18 protein-coding genes and 1 other annotated feature are annotated in these 18,766 nt (G+C 50.7%); of the genes, 10 read left to right on the plus strand and 8 right to left on the minus strand.

Going from position 1 to position 18,766, the window contains the following annotated elements; all coding sequences use genetic code 11:
* Positions 1–29: 29 nt before the first annotated feature.
* Both msyB and satP read left to right on the plus strand, forming a co-directional pair.
* Positions 30–743 (plus strand): acidic protein MsyB, encoded by a 714-nt coding sequence (gene msyB / locus ACLJRH_RS21205; protein WP_023137528.1) that lies wholly within the window; start codon positions 30–32, stop codon positions 741–743.
* A 149-nt stretch (positions 744–892) separates the two neighbouring features.
* Entirely contained in the window at positions 893–1,459 is a 567-nt protein-coding gene (gene satP, locus ACLJRH_RS21210) for an acetate uptake transporter (RefSeq protein ID WP_000528525.1), read from the plus strand.
* A 55-nt stretch (positions 1,460–1,514) separates the two neighbouring features.
* On the opposite strand, the gene mog is transcribed toward satP, so the two are convergent.
* Both mog and tal read right to left on the minus strand, forming a co-directional pair.
* On the minus strand, positions 1,515–2,105 hold the full coding sequence (gene mog / locus ACLJRH_RS21215) for a molybdopterin adenylyltransferase (RefSeq protein WP_000380373.1): 591 nt from the start codon (positions 2,103–2,105) through the stop codon (positions 1,515–1,517).
* A gap of 110 nt (positions 2,106–2,215) precedes the next feature.
* Positions 2,216–3,169, minus strand: coding sequence for a transaldolase (gene tal / locus ACLJRH_RS21220; RefSeq protein ID WP_000130179.1), 954 nt, complete (start codon positions 3,167–3,169; stop codon positions 2,216–2,218).
* Positions 3,170–3,437: 268 nt separating this feature from the next.
* Between tal and ACLJRH_RS21225 the strand changes: the two genes are divergently transcribed.
* Both ACLJRH_RS21225 and yaaA read left to right on the plus strand, forming a co-directional pair.
* Positions 3,438–4,868 (plus strand): alanine/glycine:cation symporter family protein, encoded by a 1,431-nt coding sequence (locus ACLJRH_RS21225; protein ID WP_001642372.1) that lies wholly within the window; start codon positions 3,438–3,440, stop codon positions 4,866–4,868.
* A gap of 78 nt (positions 4,869–4,946) precedes the next feature.
* Entirely contained in the window at positions 4,947–5,720 is a 774-nt protein-coding gene (yaaA, locus tag ACLJRH_RS21230) for a peroxide stress protein YaaA (RefSeq protein ID WP_000906175.1), read from the plus strand.
* A gap of 93 nt (positions 5,721–5,813) precedes the next feature.
* Here the strand turns inward: yaaA and thrC are convergent, their stop codons facing one another.
* The 6 genes from thrC to yjjY all read right to left on the minus strand — a co-directional run bounded on the left by thrC (position 5,814) and on the right by yjjY (position 12,084).
* Positions 5,814–7,100, minus strand: coding sequence for a threonine synthase (gene thrC, locus ACLJRH_RS21235; protein ID WP_000781100.1), 1,287 nt, complete (start codon positions 7,098–7,100; stop codon positions 5,814–5,816).
* Positions 7,101–7,103: 3 nt separating this feature from the next.
* Positions 7,104–8,033 carry a homoserine kinase gene (gene thrB / locus ACLJRH_RS21240; protein ID WP_000241685.1) on the minus strand — a complete coding sequence of 310 codons (930 nt, stop codon included), beginning with the start codon at positions 8,031–8,033 and terminating at the stop codon, positions 7,104–7,106.
* Position 8,034: 1 nt separating this feature from the next.
* Positions 8,035–10,497: a bifunctional aspartate kinase/homoserine dehydrogenase I gene (thrA, locus tag ACLJRH_RS21245; RefSeq protein ID WP_001264678.1), complete on the minus strand. Its 2,463-nt coding sequence runs from the start codon at positions 10,495–10,497 to the stop codon at positions 8,035–8,037.
* A gap of 25 nt (positions 10,498–10,522) precedes the next feature.
* Positions 10,523–10,643 (minus strand) — a sequence feature (Thr leader region).
* Positions 10,579–10,644 (minus strand): thr operon leader peptide, encoded by a 66-nt coding sequence (gene thrL / locus ACLJRH_RS21250; protein ID WP_001575544.1) that lies wholly within the window; start codon positions 10,642–10,644, stop codon positions 10,579–10,581. It overlaps the preceding feature by 65 nt.
* A 213-nt stretch (positions 10,645–10,857) precedes the next feature.
* A complete protein-coding gene (locus ACLJRH_RS21255; protein ID WP_001266769.1) occupies positions 10,858–11,544 on the minus strand; it encodes a tRNA/rRNA methyltransferase in 687 nt (228 codons plus the stop codon).
* A 399-nt stretch (positions 11,545–11,943) separates the two neighbouring features.
* Positions 11,944–12,084, minus strand: coding sequence for a protein YjjY (yjjY, locus tag ACLJRH_RS21260; protein WP_001541509.1), 141 nt, complete (start codon positions 12,082–12,084; stop codon positions 11,944–11,946).
* Between the two features lie 95 nt (positions 12,085–12,179).
* On the opposite strand from yjjY, the gene arcA reads away from it, so the two are divergent.
* The 6 genes from arcA to ACLJRH_RS21290 all read left to right on the plus strand — a co-directional run bounded on the left by arcA (position 12,180) and on the right by ACLJRH_RS21290 (position 18,754).
* The gene (arcA, locus tag ACLJRH_RS21265; protein ID WP_001194359.1) at positions 12,180–12,896 is read left to right on the plus strand and encodes a two-component system response regulator ArcA; all 717 of its coding nucleotides are present in this window, start codon (positions 12,180–12,182) and stop codon (positions 12,894–12,896) included.
* A 266-nt stretch (positions 12,897–13,162) separates the two neighbouring features.
* A complete protein-coding gene (locus tag ACLJRH_RS21270) occupies positions 13,163–13,477 on the plus strand; it encodes a hypothetical protein (RefSeq protein ID WP_000749517.1) in 315 nt (104 codons plus the stop codon).
* A 384-nt stretch (positions 13,478–13,861) separates the two neighbouring features.
* Entirely contained in the window at positions 13,862–14,533 is a 672-nt protein-coding gene (locus ACLJRH_RS21275; RefSeq protein ID WP_000811635.1) for a winged helix-turn-helix transcriptional regulator, read from the plus strand.
* A gap of 338 nt (positions 14,534–14,871) precedes the next feature.
* Positions 14,872–15,417: a fimbrial protein gene (locus tag ACLJRH_RS21280; RefSeq protein WP_000482239.1), complete on the plus strand. Its 546-nt coding sequence runs from the start codon at positions 14,872–14,874 to the stop codon at positions 15,415–15,417.
* Between the two features lie 70 nt (positions 15,418–15,487).
* A complete protein-coding gene (gene sthA, locus ACLJRH_RS21285) occupies positions 15,488–16,171 on the plus strand; it encodes a fimbrial biogenesis chaperone SthA (RefSeq protein ID WP_000680526.1) in 684 nt (227 codons plus the stop codon).
* 45 nt (positions 16,172–16,216) lie between these two features.
* Positions 16,217–18,754 (plus strand): fimbrial outer membrane usher protein, encoded by a 2,538-nt coding sequence (locus ACLJRH_RS21290; protein WP_001160701.1) that lies wholly within the window; start codon positions 16,217–16,219, stop codon positions 18,752–18,754.
* The last annotated feature ends 12 nt before the right edge of the window (positions 18,755–18,766 follow it).

Raw genomic sequence — 18,766 nt, forward strand, 5'->3', positions numbered from 1 at the left:
TTATTTCTATTCCAAAAGCCAGACTGAAAATGAACGTCACTTATTTACACGACGAGGATTTAGACTTTCTTCAGCATTGTAGCGAAGAACAACTCGCCGATTTCGCCCGTTTGCTGACGCATAACGAAAAGGGCAAAGCTCGCTTGTCGAGCGTCCTTAGTCATAACGAGCTGTTCAAAGCGATGGAAGGTCACCCGGAGCAACACCGCCGTAACTGGCAGCTCATTGCCGGCGAGTTTCAGCATTACGGCGGCGACAGTATCGCCAACAAATTGCGCGGACACGGAAAACAGTACCGCGCGATTCTGCTGGATGTCGCAAAGCGGCTAAAACTCAAAGCAGATAAAAGCATATCGACGTTTGAAATAGAACAGCAACTGCTGGAGCATTTTTTACGTCATACCTGGCAGAAGATGGACGCGGCGCATAAGCAGGAATTTCTGCAAGCCGTAGACGCCAAAGTTTCTGAACTGGAAGAACTGCTGCCGCTGCTCATGAAAGATCGCAGTCTGGCAAAAGGGGTCTCCCACCTGCTTTCCACCCAGCTTACCCGCATTTTGCGTACCCATGCCGCAATGAGCATCCTGGGCCACGGATTGCTGCGCGGCGCAGGTCTTGGCGGCCCGGTCGGCGCGGCGTTAAACGGCGTCAAAGCGATGAGCGGCAGCGCGTATCGCGTGACTATTCCGGCGGTGTTGCAAATAGCCTGCCTGCGACGAATGATGGCAGCCGTTCAGGCGTGAATGCCCTCACAGGGGGAAATATTTTCTTTTCCCCCTTATTAGATCATAGACAGTCCTCTTCCCCCTGATTATTATGCCGCGCCCCGAATACGGAACTCGTTATTCTGGGAAACTATTTCACCATTCAATTATGATGATTTTGAGGAATTATGGGCAACACTAAGTTGGCTAATCCGGCACCGCTGGGCCTGATGGGCTTCGGCATGACCACCATTCTGCTTAACCTGCACAATGCCGGTTTTTTCGCCCTGGACGGTATTATTCTGGCGATGGGGATTTTCTACGGCGGTATCGCGCAAATTTTTGCCGGTCTGCTGGAGTACAAAAAAGGCAATACCTTTGGTTTAACGGCCTTTACCTCTTACGGTTCGTTCTGGCTGACGCTGGTCGCTATCCTGCTGATGCCGAAAATGGGCCTGACGGATGCGCCTGACGCTCAGCTACTCGGCGCTTATTTAGGTCTGTGGGGCGTGTTCACGCTGTTTATGTTCTTTGGTACGCTGAAAGCCGCCCGCGCGCTGCAATTTGTTTTCCTGAGCCTGACCGTACTGTTCGCTCTGCTGGCGGTCGGCAATATCACCGGTAACGAAGCCATTATCCATATCGCAGGCTGGGTTGGTCTGGTTTGCGGTGCCAGCGCTATTTATCTGGCGATGGGTGAAGTGCTAAACGAGCAATTTGGCCGCACTATTCTGCCAATCGGCGAAGCGCACTAAATCTCTTTATTCCTCCCGCACCGGGAGGAATAACCCTACTATCAGTATCTTCCGGTCAGGATGACATATTCTCACGTCTGGCGCTCTTCGGACGGAAAGCGGCAACCACTTCCGGCGCGGTTTCGACATACGGCCCGTCAAGCAGCTGTATGCAATACGGCACGCTCGCAAAAATGCCCGGCACGCTAACGCTGCCATCGTCCGCTTTTACGCCTTCCAGCGTTTCTTTGATCGATTTTGGCTGTCCAGGCAGATTAAGAATTAACGCCTGTTTACGGATAACGCCCACCTGGCGGGAAAGAATGGCGGTCGGCACAAAGCGCAGGCTGATCTGGCGCATCTGCTCGCCAAAACCTGGCATTTCACGGTCAGCGATGGCAAGGGTCGCGTCCGGCGTGACGTCGCGACGTGCCGGACCGGTACCGCCAGTGGTCAGCACCAGATGACAGCTCATCTCATCGACCAGTTCACACAACGTTTGCTCGATAATTTCCTGTTCATCAGGAATTAAGCGCCGTTGGACCTCGAAAGGCGTGGTCAGTGCAGAAGCGAGCCACTCCTCAAGCGCAGGAATGCCTTTATCCTGGTAAACGCCGCTTGAAGCGCGGTCGGAGATAGAAACTAAGCCAATACGTAAGGTATCCATAATTATTCCGTTAAAACAGTCTCGTTAAACAGAATGATACACTGCGAAGGGAAGGACAGACAGGTTTCAGAAGAGGTAGCGTGACCCATATCAGGGCCACGCGTTAATGATTACAGCAGATCGCCGATCATTTTTTCCAGTTTTTCCTGGTCTACCGCAAACTTACGGATACCATCCGCCAGTTTGTCAACCGCCATCGGATCCTGGTGATGCTGCCACAGGAACTCGGCTTCGGTAATGCGTTCCGGACGCGCTTTGACTTCGCCGGAGAAAGAGAGCTTACGCTCAATCGCCCCTTCGCTTTCCGCCAGTTCTTTCAGCAATGCCGGCGCGATAGTCAGACGGTCGCAGCCCGCCAGCTCCAGAATTTCGCCTACGTTACGGAAGCTTGCGCCCATAACGACGGTTTCGTAACCATGCTGTTTGTAGTACTCGTAGATTTCCGTTACGGAAACCACGCCCGGATCTTCAGCTGGCGCATAGTCTTTCTTGTCGGTATTGGCTTTATACCAGTCAAGAATACGACCTACGAACGGCGAGATCAGGTAGACGCCCGCTTCGGCGCACGCACGCGCCTGCGCGAAGGAGAACAGCAGCGTCAGGTTACAGTTGATGCCTTCTTTTTCCAGCTGTTCGGCTGCGCGAATGCCCTGCCAGGTGGACGCCAGCTTGATCAGGATACGATCGTTGCTGATACCCGCATCATTGTAGAGTTTAATGATACGTTTTGCTTTGGCGATAGACGCTTCAGTGTCATAAGACAGACGCGCGTCAACTTCGGTAGAAATACGCCCCGGCACCAGCTTCAGGATTTCCAGGCCAATATTCACCGCCAGCTTATCGGTCGCGTCAACAACCTGCTGCGCGCGGTTGCTGCTCTGCTGTTTCGCCCAGGCGACAGCATCGTCAATCAGCTTACGATATTCCGGGATTTGCGCTGCGTTAAGAATGAGAGAAGGGTTAGTTGTAGCATCCTGCGGCTGATACAGCTTCATTGCCGCGATATCTCCGGTATCAGCCACTACGGTGGTGAACTGACGAAGGGAGGTCAATTTGTCCGTCATGATAGAGTTTCTCTTTAAACAGCTTGTTAGGGGATGTAACCGGTCTACCCTGATGATAACACGACGCACTCACAGCGCAACCGCCTACATGCACCTGGCTGCCCTTGTGCACTGTTTGCGTATCTGCCGACGGTTGATGCGCAATTAAAGGATACCGCCGTATTTATGGTAAACTGCCGTTAATATTAGTCTGACAAGGTCATCTACATCATGGGTCACGCTTATACAGGATTATCAAAGCGTGCCGGCATCAACAAGAGGGACGTTAATGCCTGAGTTTTTCAGTTTTATTAACGAAATACTCTGGGGCTCGGTAATGATTTACCTGCTGCTCGGCGCAGGATGTTGGTTTACCTGGCGTACCGGATTCATTCAGTTTCGTTATATTCGCCAATTTGGCCGCAGTCTGAAAGGCAGCCTTAGCCCGCAGCCAGGCGGCCTGACGTCATTTCAGGCGCTGTGTACCAGCCTCGCGGCGCGGATTGGCAGCGGTAATCTGGCCGGCGTGGCGCTGGCTATCGCCGCAGGCGGTCCCGGCGCGGTATTCTGGATGTGGGTCTCGGCCATCATTGGCATGGCGACCTCCTTCGCCGAGTGTTCGCTTGCCCAGCTTTATAAAGAACGTGACCCGACAGGCCAGTTCCGCGGCGGCCCGGCGTGGTATATGGCGCGCGGGCTGGGAATGCGCTGGATGGGCGTGGTTTTCGCCCTCTTTCTGCTCGTCGCCTACGGGTTGATTTTTAATAGCGTGCAGGCGAATGCCGTCTCACGCGCGTTCCATTTCGCCTTCAACATTCCGCCACTTATCTCCGGCATTGCTCTGGCGTTCTGTGCCCTGTTAATTATCATTCGCGGCATAAAAGGCGTCGCCCGCCTGATGCAATGGCTGATTCCCCTCATCGCGTTATTGTGGGTCGCCGGCAGCGTGTTCATTTGCCTCTGGCATATTGAGCAAATGCCTGGCGTTATCGCCTCGATAGTCAAAAGCGCATTTGGCTGGCAGGAAGCCGCGGCAGGCGCAGCCGGATATACGCTCACTCAGGCTATTACCAGCGGTTTTCAGCGTGGGATGTTCTCTAATGAAGCGGGTATGGGGTCAACGCCTAATGCGGCCGCGGCGGCAACGTCGTATCCCCCTCACCCAGTCGCGCAGGGGATTGTGCAAATGATTGGCGTATTCAGTGACACCATTATCATCTGTACCGCCAGCGCGATGATTATCCTGCTGGCGGGGAATCACGCGTCCCACTCGTCAACAGAAGGCATTCAGCTTCTCCAACATGCAATGGTTTCGTTGACCGGTGAATGGGGCGCCAGTTTTGTCGCGCTTATCGTCATTCTGTTCGCGTTCAGTTCTATCGTCGCCAACTATATTTACGCCGAGAACAATCTGTTTTTTCTGCGGTTACATAACGCAAAGGCCATCTGGCTATTACGCCTTGCGACGCTTGGCATGGTTATCGCCGGTACGCTTATCAGTTTTCCGCTGATATGGCAGCTCGCTGACATGATCATGGCCTGTATGGCCATTACCAATCTGACGGCGATTTTGTTGCTCTCACCGGTGGTGTATACCCTCGCCAGCGATTATCTGCGACAACGGAAACTGGGCGTAAGACCGCAGTTCGATCCGCGGCGCTTCCCGGATATCGAACCACAACTGGCGCCAGATACCTGGGATGCGGCATCGCGCGATTAAGCCGACAATCGCAGCCATCGGTCAACTCTGCGGCGTTTTTTTGCTAAAGTCGCAGAAAATTCCCTGCAAGGACTGGATATGCTGATTCTGATTTCACCTGCAAAAACGCTTGATTATCAAAGCCCGCTGGCCACGACCCGCTATACCCAGCCGGAGCTGTTGGATCACAGCCAGCAGCTTATTCAACAGGCCCGCCAGCTTTCGGCGCCGCAAATTTCCAGGCTGATGGGAATTAGCGACAAACTGGCGGATCTCAACGCCACGCGTTTTCATGACTGGCAGCCTCATTTTACGCCGGATAATGCACGCCAGGCGATTCTGGCGTTCAAAGGCGATGTTTATACTGGCCTACAGGCGGAAACGTTCAACGACGCGGATTTTGATTTTGCTCAACAACATCTGCGTATGCTCTCTGGCTTGTATGGCGTATTGCGCCCGCTGGATTTAATGCAGCCTTATCGTCTGGAGATGGGGATTCGCCTGGAGAATCCGCGCGGCAAAGATCTTTATCAATTCTGGGGCGATATCATTACCGATAAGCTCAACGAAGCGCTTGAGGCGCAGGGCGATCGGGTGGTGGTGAATCTGGCCTCCGAGGAATATTTTAAATCGGTGAAGCCGAAGAAACTGAATGCCGAACTGATTAAGCCCGTGTTCCTTGATGAGAAAAACGGCAAGTTTAAGGTGGTAAGCTTCTACGCCAAAAAAGCGCGCGGACTGATGAGTCGTTTTATTATTGAAAACCGCTTAACGAAGCCGGAACAGCTTACCGCGTTTGACCGTGAAGGGTATTTCTTTGATGAAGAAACCTCCACACAAGACGAGCTGGTCTTTAAACGCTACGAGCAGTAACGGCATCGCCGGATGACGGTTACGCCTTATCCGGCCTACAAATCGACACCACCCCATAGGCCCGGTAAGCGACAGCGCCACCGGGCGCAATGGTTACTGGCGGGTCATCATCAGCTTACGCAGGGCGGCAAAATCCGCAGGCAGATGATGTGAAAGCAGCGGCAGGTCGGCGCGTTCGGCGAGCGCTTCAGGCAAGGCCAGCGTTTCTCCCAGAATGGACTCCACGCTTTCTTTAAACTTCGCCGGATGCGCCGTTCCGAGAAACAAGCCATACTCGCCAGGGTTTAACTGGTCGCGTAATGCCCGATACGCTACCGCCGCATGAGGTTCCGAGATATAACCTTTCGCTTTCAGCTCGCGCATCGTCTGCTGTGTCGTAGTATCATCTACCGCCGCATAGCCCAGCTCAGTCAGACGCCAGATTTTACGGCGGAACAGCTCCTCCACGCGCGGCCAGTTATTCGGCTGGCTGACATCCATCGCATTCGACAGGGTCGCCTGCGTCGCTTTCGGTGCCCACTTCCCGTCATGCAGAAAACGCGGCACCGTGTCGTTGACGTTGGTAGCGGCGATAAAGCGTTTCACCGGTAGGCCTAACGACTTCGCCAGCAGTCCTGCCGTCAAATCGCCAAAGTTGCCGCTGGGTACTGAGATCACCAGTTGGTTACGCGCCTCCTGCGGCAGTTGCGCCACGGCTTCAAAGTAGTAGCAAATTTGCGCCAACAGGCGGCTGATATTAATTGAATTAGCCGAATTCAGCCCCAGCGCCATTTTCAGTTCTTCGTCATCAAATGCCTGTTTCACCAGCGCCTGGCAAGCGTCGAAATCGCCGTCGATCGCCACGGTTTCAATGTTGCCGCCCAGCGTACAGAACAGTTTTTCCTGCAACGGACTGATTTTACCGCGCGGGTAGAGAATGACGACCCGCACATTTTCCAGGCCATAGAACGCGTGAGCCACCGCCGCGCCGGTATCGCCTGACGTTGCGGTCAGAATCGTCACCGGTTTGTCGCCGCTGATATGCGTCAGCATTTGCGCCATAAAACGCCCGCCGAAGTCTTTAAAGGCCAGCGTCGGACCATGGAACAGCTCCAGGCAGCCGACATCGCTTTCTACCTGCGCTACCGGCGCCGGGAACGCAAACGCCGCGCGGACGCGCTCTTCCAGAATTTGCTGCGGTATTTCATCGCCAATAAATGCCGAGAGGATCTTTGCGCTACGGCTGACAAAGTCCTGGTTGAGCATCTCATCAATTTCCGTCAGGCTAAACTCCGGCAGATCGTGCGGAAAAAAAAGTCCCTGCTGTTTGCCCAGTCCTTGCGTGACGGCCTGCGCAAAGCTGACCTGCTCATTATGGTCTTTCAGATTATAGAGTTTCATTGATTATCCCACTACTCGTGCGCCCGCCGTATCCAGCCGGCAAATATGAACGAAGCCTTCCTGATTTTGCAGATAATGTTTGCTCAGCCAGTCCGCGACGCGCTGCGCCGTCTCCGGTTTATCGCATAGCGCAAACAGCGTCGGCCCCGACCCGGAAATCCCGCTCGCCAGCGCGCCGATCTCCGATACCGCCTGCCGCGCCTGGCTAAAGCCCGGCAGTAAACGCGCGCGGTATGGTTCGGCAATAACATCTTTCATCAGCGCGGCGGCAAGCTGCGGCTGCCGCGAGTAACAGGCGTGAATAAAACCGGCCAGATGCCGTCCATGCGCAATGCAATCCTGACGGCGATACTGCGCAGGCAAAATGGCCCGTGCTTCTGCGGTGGAAACTTTAATGCCCGGATAAGCCAGTACCCATAGCCACTCATCAAAGCCCGGCACCTGCTGACTAATAATGCCGTTTTCTTCAATCATCAGCTGCATACCGCCAAGAAAGCACGGCGCGACGTTATCGTAATGGATGCTGCCGGAGATACGGCCTTCCAGCTCGCCCATCAGCGCCAACAGACGCGTGTCGTTTAACGGTTTGCCGCAGTGCTCATTCATCGCGACCAGCGCAGCAACGACGGAACAGGCGCTGGACCCTAACCCGGAACCAATCGGCATATTTTTTTCCAGCGTCATCGCCACCGGGATGGTTTTCCCCAATGCCTGGCAAAAACGTTCCCAGCACTGATAAACAATGTTTTCACGCGGCTCCGGCGGCAGTTTATCGGCAAATCGCCCCAGGTTATGCAGACGGAAATGGTCCGCTGCTTCAACGGATACCACATCGCCCAGCAACGTGCCGTCAACGGGTGTGACGGCCGCGCCCAACACGTCGAAACCGACGCTCATGTTCGCGCTGGAAGCCGGGGCATACACTTTCACCATGTTAAACTCCTAACTTCCATGAGAGGGTCCGTAACAGATCGGCAAACACGCCCGCCGCCGTCACATCATTACCTGCGCCGTAGCCGCGCAGCACCAACGGCAAGGGCTGATAATAGTGGCTGTAGAACGCCAGTGCGTTTTCACCGTTTTTCACTTTGAAGAGCGGATCGTTACCATCAACTTCGGCAATCTTCACGCGGCACACGCCATCCTCTTCGATATTGCCCACATAGCGCAATACCTTACCTTCATCACGAGCTTTTGCCACACGGGCGGCAAACGCATCGTCAAGCTGCGGCAGATGCGCCATAAAGGTGGTCACATCGCCGGAGGCGTCAAACTCGTCCGGCAACACCGGTTCAATCACGATATCGGAAAGCTCCAGCTCGCGACCCGTCTCGCGGGCAAGGATCAACAGTTTACGCGCCACATCCATACCGGAAAGATCGTCGCGCGGATCGGGTTCGGTATAGCCCATCTCGCGCGCCAGCGCGGTCGCCTGTGAGAGACTCATCCCCTCTTCCAGTTTACCGAAAATAAAAGAGAGCGACCCGGAAAGAATGCCGGAAAATTTTTGCAGTTCATCACCCGCATTCAGCAGGTTTTGCAGGTTTTCGATTACCGGCAAACCGGCGCCGACGTTGGTGTCATACAAGAATTTGCGCCGTGATTGCGCGGCGGCGAAACGTAGCTGATGGTAGTAGTCCATCGACGAGGTGTTCGCTTTCTTGTTTGGCGTCACCACATGGAATCCTTCACGCAGGAAGTCGGCATACTGGTCGGCCACCGCCTGACTGGAGGTACAATCAACAATCACCGGATTGAGTAGATGATATTCTTTCACCAGGCGAATTAAGCGTCCCAGATTGAACGGCGCGTTCGCTTGCGCCAGTTCCGCCTGCCAGTTGTCCAGATTCAGGCCATGCACATTGGTTAGCAACGCCTTTGAGTTTGCCACGCCGCACACGCGTAGATCGATGTGCTTGTTCTTCAGCCAGGTTTGCTGACGTTTAAGCTGTTCCAGTAGCGCGCCGCCGACGCCGCCGACGCCAATGACAAACACTTCAATCACCTGATCGGTATTGAACAGCATCTGGTGCGTTACCCGCACGCCGGTGGTGGCATCGTCGTTATTCACCACCACAGAAATGGAACGCTCAGAAGATCCCTGAGCGATCGCCACGATATTGATATTAGCCCGCGCCAGCGCGGCGAAGAATTTCGCTGAAATGCCGCGTAGCGTGCGCATACCGTCGCCGACAACAGAGATAATCGCCAACCGCTCAGTAACCGCCAGCGGCTCCAGCAGCCCCTCTTTCAGCTCCAGATAGAACTCATCCTGCATCGCACGTCGGGCACGCGCGCAGTCACTCTGCGGCACACAGAAGCTGATGCTGTACTCAGAGGAGGACTGGGTAATGAGCACCACCGAGATCCCGGCGCGAGACATGGCGGCGAAAACACGCGCCGCCATCCCAATCATCCCTTTCATTCCCGGGCCGGAGACGCTAAACATCGCCATGTTGTTAAGGTTAGAGATCCCTTTAACCGGCAGATTATCATCGTCGCTGGATGCGCCGATCAGCGTTCCTGGCGCCTGCGGATTGCCGGTATTTTTAATCAGACAGGGGATCTGGAACTGGGCGATAGGCGTAATGGTGCGAGGGTGAAGGACTTTGGCGCCGAAGTAAGAGAGTTCCATCGCTTCCTGGTAGGACATCGATTTCAGCAGCCTGGCGTCCGGCACCTGACGTGGGTCACAGGTATACACGCCATCGACGTCAGTCCAGATTTCACAGCAGTCAGCGCGTAAACAGGCGGCCAGCACGGCGGCGGAATAGTCGGAACCATTACGGCCCAGCACCACCAGTTCACCCTTTTCATTACCGGCGGTAAAGCCCGCCATCAGGATCATGTGATCGGCTGGGATCTGGCTGGCGGCGATACGGCGAGTCGATTCCGCGATATCGACGGTAGATTCAAGGTAATGGCCCACCGCCAGCAATTTTTCTACCGGATCAATCACCGTGACGCGATGTCCACGCGCCTCCAGGAGTCCCGCCATAATCGCGATCGACATTTTTTCGCCACGGCAAATCAGCGCGGCGTTGATGCTATCCGGGCACTGACCCAGCAGGCTGATACCATGCAGAACATGTTTGATCTGAGCGAATTCTTGTTCGACAACCATTTTCAACCGTGCAAGCGGGAATCCCGGCTGCGCGCTGGCAAGTCCTGCGAGCAGGTCAGAAAAAATACGTTCGGCATCGCTGATATTCGGCAAAGCATCCTGGCCGCCGATAGTTTTTTCAATCATCGCCACCAGATGGTTGGTAATTTTCGCGGGGGCGGAAAGTACGGTCGCTACCTGCCCTTGCCTGGCATTGCTTTCCAGAATATCGGCAACACGCAGAAAACGTTCTGCATTTGCCACTGATGTACCGCCGAACTTCAACACTCGCATGGTTGTTACCTCGTGATCTCTGGTCGAAAAAAAAGCCCGCACTGTTCAGGTGCGGGCTTTTTTCTGTGTTTCCTGTACGCGTCAGCCCGCACCGTTACCTGTGGTAATGGTGATGGTGGTAATGGTGGTGGTGCTGATGCGGTTCATGGATGTTGTGTACTCTGTCATTTTTATTTGTCTGTCTTGTATTCCTATATTGGTTAAAGTATCTGCCCGCCTAAGTCAATAAATTTTTAAATTGATCACATTCCGAAACTTGTTCATGTGCTGCTGGCGATATATTTATTTTCAACCAATTCCCCCTGTTATGATCTCTTGCAACCAGACGTAATCTCTTATTATTTTAAAAATTACAGCACGTTATTTTGTTAGTTTTTTTTCAATATCATGAACCAAACGGTGCAACATTACCGTATCTCGCTGTCCCAGCAGGCCGATTCGCTGTTGTAGCCAGTCGGTTAATTTGTGGTCATCGGCCGCCTCCAGAGTCGTTAACAGACGTAAAAGGCGCGCGCGTAACGCCTGTAACTGCGATTCATCAGCAATATCAACGGATTCAGTGGTCTGTTGCATTAAACCTGCTAATTGATAGCAATACACCATGACTGCCTGACCCAGATTGAGCGAAGGGTAATCCGCCGCCATCGGCACGCCGGTCAATACATCCGCCAGCGCCAGCTCGTCATTGGTCAAACCGGAATCCTCACGGCCAAAAACCAGCGCGGCATGACGCATCCAGCGTGATTTTTCCTGTAATAAGGGAACCAGTTCAGCGGGCGAAGCGTAGTAATGAAATTTTGCCCGGCTGCGGGCTGTCGTCGCGACGGTAAAATCCACATCGTGGAGCGCGTCGGCAAGGGTGTGGAAAACCTCAATATTATCAATAATATCTCCAGATCCATGTGCGACCCAACGGGTAGCGGGCTCCAGGTGCGCCTGGCTGTCGACAATACGCAGGTCAGTAAATCCCATGGTCTTCATAGCCCGGGCGGCTGCGCCGATATTTTCCGCTCTGGCGGGAGCGACAAGAACGATTGTTACACGCATTTCATTACTCTTTTTGACTAATTTACAGGAAATTAGCTGGCGTTTGTAAGCATATTACGCTTCGCAAATTTACAAAATTTTAACGGATATCACTGAAAAAGCATTTTTGATTTCGTAAAAGACGCTACACTATTGCGTATCTGTACTATTGCTGTTTATGTTAACAGAACATCGTTATCCTGCTGTTTATTTAGGATAATTTAATTTAAAATAGATCCTGCTCTTTGGATTCATCGCATTTATTAGTTGGCTTACGTAACTAGTTGGAATATTGCAAATTTGTGATGAAAGCTAGCATTTAGCTACGATGATTTCATCAAACTGTTAACGTGCTACAATTGAACTTGATATATGTCAACGAAGCGTAGTTTTATTAGGTGTCCGGTACGTCTTAGCCTGTTATGTTGCTGTTAAAATGGTTAGGATGACAGCCGTTTTTGACACTGTCGGGTCCAGAGGGAAAGTACCCACGACCAAGCTAATGATGTTGTTGACGTTGATGGAAAGTGCATCAAGAACGCAATTACGTACTTTAGTCATGTTACGCCGATCATGTTAATTTGCGACATGCATCAGGCAGGTCAGGGACTTTTGTACTTCCTGTTTCGATTTAGTTGGCAATTTAGGTAGCAAACATGCAGACCCCGCACATTCTTATCGTTGAAGACGAGTTGGTAACACGCAACACGTTGAAAAGTATTTTCGAAGCGGAAGGCTATGATGTATTCGAAGCGACAGATGGCGCGGAAATGCATCAGATCCTCTCTGAATATGACATCAACCTGGTGATCATGGATATCAATCTGCCAGGGAAAAACGGTCTCCTGTTAGCGCGTGAACTGCGTGAACAGGCTAACGTTGCGCTGATGTTCCTGACGGGCCGCGATAACGAAGTCGACAAAATTCTCGGCCTCGAAATCGGCGCGGATGATTACATCACCAAACCGTTTAACCCACGCGAATTGACCATCCGTGCCCGCAACCTGCTGTCCCGTACCATGAACCTGGGTACCGTCAGCGAAGAGCGTCGTAGCGTTGAAAGCTACAAGTTCAACGGTTGGGAACTGGATATCAACAGTCGTTCACTGATCGGCCCGGACGGCGAGCAGTATAAACTACCGCGCAGCGAGTTCCGCGCGATGCTTCACTTCTGCGAAAACCCTGGCAAAATTCAGTCGCGCGCAGAGCTGTTGAAGAAAATGACCGGGCGCGAGCTGAAGCCGCATGACCGTACTGTTGACGTTACCATTCGTCGTATTCGTAAGCATTTCGAATCCACGCCGGATACGCCGGAAATCATCGCCACCATTCACGGCGAAGGTTATCGCTTCTGCGGCGACCTGCAGGATTAATTCGGCCCAGGTGCCAAACTGTAAAAACAGCCGGTAAGTTATTCTTACTGGCTGTTTCTTATGCTCCCCTTCCGCTAAGCGGCCCCGCTTTCCCTCCTGACCTGCCGTTATGACGTACTCTTTTACATAAAAATTGTCATGTAGCGCTGTTTATCTCAGCTTGCGAAAGTTAAGGTAGTTTGTGTATTAACATTAAAGAGTAATACACGGGATTTGTTGGTCCCCAAAAAATAAGGGGATGCTCACAGGACGTGAGGTTTCAAAGGATGAAAAAATCACCATTATGCTGCTACCTGTTTTGTGCAGCGATGTCAGCTTCATCAGCCGCGCTGGCTGCTACCGCGCCGGTCTCCGCAGGCGTTATTCATTTCAAAGGCCAGATTGTCGAATATGGTTGTAACCTTGCGCCTCACGATCGCAATATCGAGGTATCATGTTCGCGGAATAATATCCCCCATTTGCAGACAGTCGCCACACCGTCTGGAAACGCTATTTCGTTGATGAATGGAATCGCCACGGTATGGCACGTGTCGTTAAAAGATCATCCGGAGATTCAAAGTTTGATCGTCCAGTACCGCTAACCGCTTATGGCTCCCGCCGGGAGGAGTTCCGGCAGGCGGCGATTTCGCTCAGTAAAACGCCGCCCGCCTGCATTTTGTACTTTTCTCTCATTCGTATCCTACAACAGCGATGAACATCGCTTCGCTATCCTGTACGCTCTACGCGCTCGTTAAGCACGGTACCTATGATAGCTGTCATAAAATGATTGCAAATAAAATCATCACATTTACTATGGTTAACCTTACAAACAGCGTTGTCGCTCATGCATTGATAAGGTGAATACATTGACTTAAATATTCTTGTTGGCTATTTTAATTTACTTAATTATAATTTTAAGTGAATATTAAATTTATGTTTACCTTTTAATAGTCAACCACTTTATCAGCCATAATAATGGGGAAGATATGAAGCAGTTAAACGGCGGGAATGTGTATCGTCCCACAGGGAAAGAAAAAAACCTGCAAGCCATTTTAAATATTCATCGGCACGTTATTCAAAACATCTCTCCTGTCACTATTACGGCCGGTAAAACACTGGATATCAAGATTGATAATCAATCCCACATCCTGTTAATCACTAAAGGCGCTATTAAAGTATGTCGGCGTATCGACAGCATTGTAATGGGCTGCGGTGTCTCACCAATGATTTTAGGCCTTGTAGATGCCTATGCTGACTTATACCAGTTAGAAGAGAATTCAGACGTCTTTTTTATCGCCGAAACCACCTGTGAATATTATCCTGTCCCAGTAAAAGATTTTGTGGAAATAGCCGATGAAAAGCATCTCTGGCGTGACATTTCGAACATCCTGATGTACCGCATTGCTTTCATGACTAACCGTGACAGAAACCTTATCGGGCAGGACGCCTATAGCCAGATAAAAGCGCTGTTACTTGAACTGTGGTCGTATCCTGAAAGCTCACGATTTGAGATCAACGCACAGAACTTCATACAGCAGAGAACCGGGCTTTCACGCAGCCGTATCATGCAGGTACTTTCAGAACTAAAAGCGGGGGACTATATAAAAATACTGCATGGAAGACTGTTAGAGCTTCGAAACCTGCCGGTTTCATTTTAAACGGACAAGCGTCGTATATTCTTAAAAATAAAGCAATATAGAGTTAAATAAACCCTCCAGGAAATAATAACTATTATCAAAAAAGAGATCTTGCTCTATAAATCCAGTCATCAACCGTACTTCTTTAGTGGTATTTTATTAAACTTTGTTACCGGGTCCGAAACTGGACTGCCGTTCAATATTGCATCAGAATTTTTATTGAGTTCATAGTTGATATACGTAGAATAGCCGCCTGCTTATCTACAGAACAGAAAGAAGCGCATACAGAGTAAAATATAATATTTTATTTTATATAGCTATCTTTATTTTTCAGCGAATAGAATCAGGCAACAATTAATATGTTTAATAAGAAAATTATCATCCTGGCAATGTTAACTGCCGTAGCATCCACACCGGTATTTGCCCAGAACACGATTACGTTCAATGGCAAAATTTACGATCAGGCGTGTACGGTTCAGGTTAATGGCTCCACGGATACCACCATTGATTTAGGTAATTACAGCAAAGAACGCATCGCGGAAAAAGGCGCCACAACCGATTACGTGCCGTTTACCGTAAGCCTGGTTAGCTGCCCGGAAGCAGGGACTGGCGTACCAACCCAGGCCATGTTCCGCTTCCACGGCGCAACAGATGATTCTAACCCAACGTACTTCAAAAACGCGGACGAAGGATCGGAAACGGGCGCCGCGGGTGTCGGTATTTCTATTCAGAACGCTTCACATAGCGATGTGACAGATAACACGGATGATGCCGCAGTAAACCTGCCAACCGACGGCTCGACAGCAGACTTTACCTATTACGCCGCCATGGCAAACGATGGTTCCGCAACCGTAACCGGTGGAGATGTTAGCACTCAGGTTACGTATACCGTTTCGTATCAGTAAGGCATTCTCATCCTGATATGGACAGGCAGGATGCCAGTCCATAGCGTAAAACATCTTTACAGAGTAAAAAATGAAACACATAAAGAAATCCGTGTTGGTCGTATTACTGACAAGCCATGTTGCCCATGCCAGCATTGTTGTTGGCGGAACCCGACTGGTTTTCGACGGCAATAATGATGAGTCGTCAATCAATGTAGAGAATAAAGACAGCAAAGCGAATCTTGTTCAGTCATGGTTATCGGTTGCCGATCCCCAGGTCACAAATAAGCAGGCGTTTATTATCACCCCGCCTCTTTTTCGCCTTGATGCCGGGCAAAAGAACAGCATTCGAGTTATTCGCTCTGGCGCCCCTCTACCTACAGATCGAGAATCTATGTACTGGCTCAATATTAAGGGTATTCCTTCTATTGATGATAATGCCTCCGCGAACCGCGTGGAAATCTCCATTAATACCCAAATAAAGCTTATATATCGGCCGCCAGCATTAACAAAATCGACGCCTGATAGCCAGAGCCAACAATTAAAATGGCAGACGGCAGGTGATGTTATTACCGTAAATAACCCCACGCCCTATTATATGAACTTTGCCAGTGTGACGCTTAACAGCCATGAAGTGAAATCAGCGACCTTCGTTCCACCAAAATCATCAGCGTCATTTAAATTGAGTTCTACTGCCGCCCCTCATGGCACGGTAACGTGGCGATTAATCAGCGATTATGGGATGAGTTTAGAGCCGCATTCCGGTTCATTCTAGCCATTAACGACTTCACTTTACTTTTACCCTTTCAGGACTTTTACTGTGCAATTCTCCAGAGTAGAGCCCCGTTCTCAATTAGCGTTATCGTTTCTCTTTATATGCTGTTCCATAAAACCAGCGTTAGCGCATGATCATTTTAATCCATTATCGTTGGAAAATGATGAACCGGGCGTGGAGAATGTCGATCTATCTGTTTTCGAAAAGGGGGGGCAGGCAGAAGGCACCTATAATGTTGATATTTATATTAATAACACCAGTATTGAAACAAAAAATATTGCCTTTAAAAATAAAAAATCAGCAGATAATAAGCTCTCCCTACAGCCGTGTCTTAGCGTTGAACAACTCAAGCAGTGGGGCGTAAAAACAGAAAACTTCCCCGAGCTTAAAAATGCCCCAAACGGGTGTACCGATCTTAGTCTGCTGGCTGGCGCTGTAGCAAAGTTTAATGTCATCGGTAACCGGCTGGATTTAGCGATCCCTCAAATCGCGTTGATCGCCGCCCCGCGAGAATTCGTCCCTACCAGCGAATGGGATGAAGGCATTAATGCTTTTTTGCTGAACTACAGTTTTACCGGATCGCAGGATCACGATATTGATGAAAACCGGACGGAAAATAGCGAATACGCTAACCTGCGCCCAGGTATTAACATTGGCGCATGGCGTTTTCGTAACTACTCAACCTGGAATCATGATAGCGATGGGCAAAATAGCTGGGATTCTGCCTACACCTATGTTTCTCGCGATATCGAATTTTTAAAAGGACAGCTGATCGCCGGGGAAAATAACACGCCCGCGGACGTCTTTGACAGTATTTCATTTAAGGGCGTACAGATCTCTTCTGATGACGATATGTTGCCGGACAGTATGAAAGGGTTCGCCCCGGTCATTCGCGGGGTGGCCAAAAGCAGCGCGCAGGTAACCGTTGAACAAAACGGTTATACCATCTACAAAACTAACGTTCCGGCGGGTCCATTCGCCATCAATGATCTTTATCCAACCGGCGGTTCGGGCGACCTGTACGTCACCATCAAAGAATCCGATGGTTCTGAGCAGCATTTCATTGTGCCCTACGCCAGCGTTCCGGTATTACAGCGTGAAGGCCACCTGAAATACGACCTGACGGTAGGCCGCACGCGTTCATCAGATACGCATTCCGCGCAACAGAATTTCGCAGAACTGACGGCCTTATACGGATTAGCAGGCGGCATAACCGCCTATGGCGGAATAGAGAGTACGCTGAGCAATGATGTTTATCATGCGGCGCTCATCGGGACAGGTTTAAACCTTGGCGATCTGGGCGCATTGTCTTTAGACGTCACCAACTCATGGTCAAAAATTAAAGCAGGCGATGTGGTTAGCGATACGCTTACCGGACAATCCTGGCGTATTCGTTACAGCAAAGATATTCAGTCAACAGGCACCAACTTCACTGTCGCCGGCTACCGTTATTCGACCAAAGATTACTATGCTCTTGAGGATGTACTGGATACCTATAGCGATAATAGTCACTATGATCATGTACGTAATCGCACCGACCTGTCGTTGTCGCAAGACATTATCTACGGTTCCATTTCACTCACTTTATATAATGAAGATTACTGGAATGACACTCATACCACATCATTAGGTATTGGCTATAACAACACATGGCATAACGTAAGCTATGGCATTAACTATTCTTATACGCTGAACGCCGATAATTCTCAGGATGAAGACGACGATACGGAAGACAGTAATGACCAGCAAATTTCAATCAATATTAGTATTCCGTTAGAGGCTTTTATGCCGTCAACGTATGTCACCTACAATATGAACTCCGCGAAAGACGGCGATACCACGCATACTGTCGGTTTAAACGGCACAGCGCTGGCACAGAAAAATCTCTCATGGAGCGTTCAGGAAGGTTATTCCTCTCAAGAGAAAGCCACCAGCGGTAATGTGAGCGCAACCTATAACGGGACGTATGCGGATATTAACGGCGGGTATAGCTACGATAATCATATGCGTCGCCTGAATTATGGCGTTCAGGGCGGCGTACTGTTACATCGAAATGGCCTGACACTATCCCAGCCAATGGACGACACCATCATATTGGTTAAAGCCCCTGGCGCAGCGGGTGTCCCCGTGAATAACGAAACGGGCGTGGACACCGATTTTCGGGGCTATGCCGTCGTACCTTATGCTTCGCCTTACCATCGTAATGAAGTGTCTTTAGATACGACAGGCATTAGAAAAAATATTGAGCTCATTGATACCAGTAAAACGCTGGTGCCTACCCGTGGCGCGGTGGTCAGGGCCGAATATAAAACCAATATTGGTTACAAGGCATTGATGGTATTAACCCGCATAAACAATCTGCCTGTTCCTTTTGGCGCGACCGTCTCGTCTTTAACAAAACCAGACAATCACAGCAGTTTTGTTGGTGATGCGGGGCAAGCCTGGTTAACCGGACTGGAAAAACAAGGGCGGTTATTAGTGAAGTGGGGACCAACAGCAGCAGACCGGTGTCAGGTCTCTTACCGTATACCGAGCTCCCCCTCCGCTTCTGGCGTAGAAATCTTACACGAGCAATGCCAGTGATTCTGGTGGGAT

Source organism: Salmonella sp. SAL04162, assembly GCF_046551535.1.
Taxonomy (GTDB): Bacteria; Pseudomonadota; Gammaproteobacteria; order Enterobacterales; family Enterobacteriaceae; genus Salmonella; species Salmonella enterica.

Coding starts and splice junctions, on each gene's coding strand:
- msyB (WP_023137528.1), top strand. CDS start 30: ATGAACGTCACTTATTTACACGACGAGGATTTAGACTTTCTTCAGCAT.
- sthA (WP_000680526.1), top strand. CDS start 15,488: ATGAAACACATAAAGAAATCCGTGTTGGTCGTATTACTGACAAGCCAT.
- ACLJRH_RS21225 (WP_001642372.1), top strand. CDS start 3,438: ATGCCTGAGTTTTTCAGTTTTATTAACGAAATACTCTGGGGCTCGGTA.
- satP (WP_000528525.1), top strand. CDS start 893: ATGGGCAACACTAAGTTGGCTAATCCGGCACCGCTGGGCCTGATGGGC.
- arcA (WP_001194359.1), top strand. CDS start 12,180: ATGCAGACCCCGCACATTCTTATCGTTGAAGACGAGTTGGTAACACGC.
- thrC (WP_000781100.1), bottom strand. CDS start 7,100: ATGAAACTCTATAATCTGAAAGACCATAATGAGCAGGTCAGCTTTGCG.
- ACLJRH_RS21270 (WP_000749517.1), top strand. CDS start 13,163: ATGAAAAAATCACCATTATGCTGCTACCTGTTTTGTGCAGCGATGTCA.
- thrA (WP_001264678.1), bottom strand. CDS start 10,497: ATGCGAGTGTTGAAGTTCGGCGGTACATCAGTGGCAAATGCAGAACGT.
- tal (WP_000130179.1), bottom strand. CDS start 3,169: ATGACGGACAAATTGACCTCCCTTCGTCAGTTCACCACCGTAGTGGCT.
- ACLJRH_RS21280 (WP_000482239.1), top strand. CDS start 14,872: ATGTTTAATAAGAAAATTATCATCCTGGCAATGTTAACTGCCGTAGCA.
- yaaA (WP_000906175.1), top strand. CDS start 4,947: ATGCTGATTCTGATTTCACCTGCAAAAACGCTTGATTATCAAAGCCCG.
- mog (WP_000380373.1), bottom strand. CDS start 2,105: ATGGATACCTTACGTATTGGCTTAGTTTCTATCTCCGACCGCGCTTCA.
- ACLJRH_RS21275 (WP_000811635.1), top strand. CDS start 13,862: ATGAAGCAGTTAAACGGCGGGAATGTGTATCGTCCCACAGGGAAAGAA.
- ACLJRH_RS21255 (WP_001266769.1), bottom strand. CDS start 11,544: ATGCGTGTAACAATCGTTCTTGTCGCTCCCGCCAGAGCGGAAAATATC.
- yjjY (WP_001541509.1), bottom strand. CDS start 12,084: ATGACTAAAGTACGTAATTGCGTTCTTGATGCACTTTCCATCAACGTC.
- thrB (WP_000241685.1), bottom strand. CDS start 8,033: ATGGTGAAAGTGTATGCCCCGGCTTCCAGCGCGAACATGAGCGTCGGT.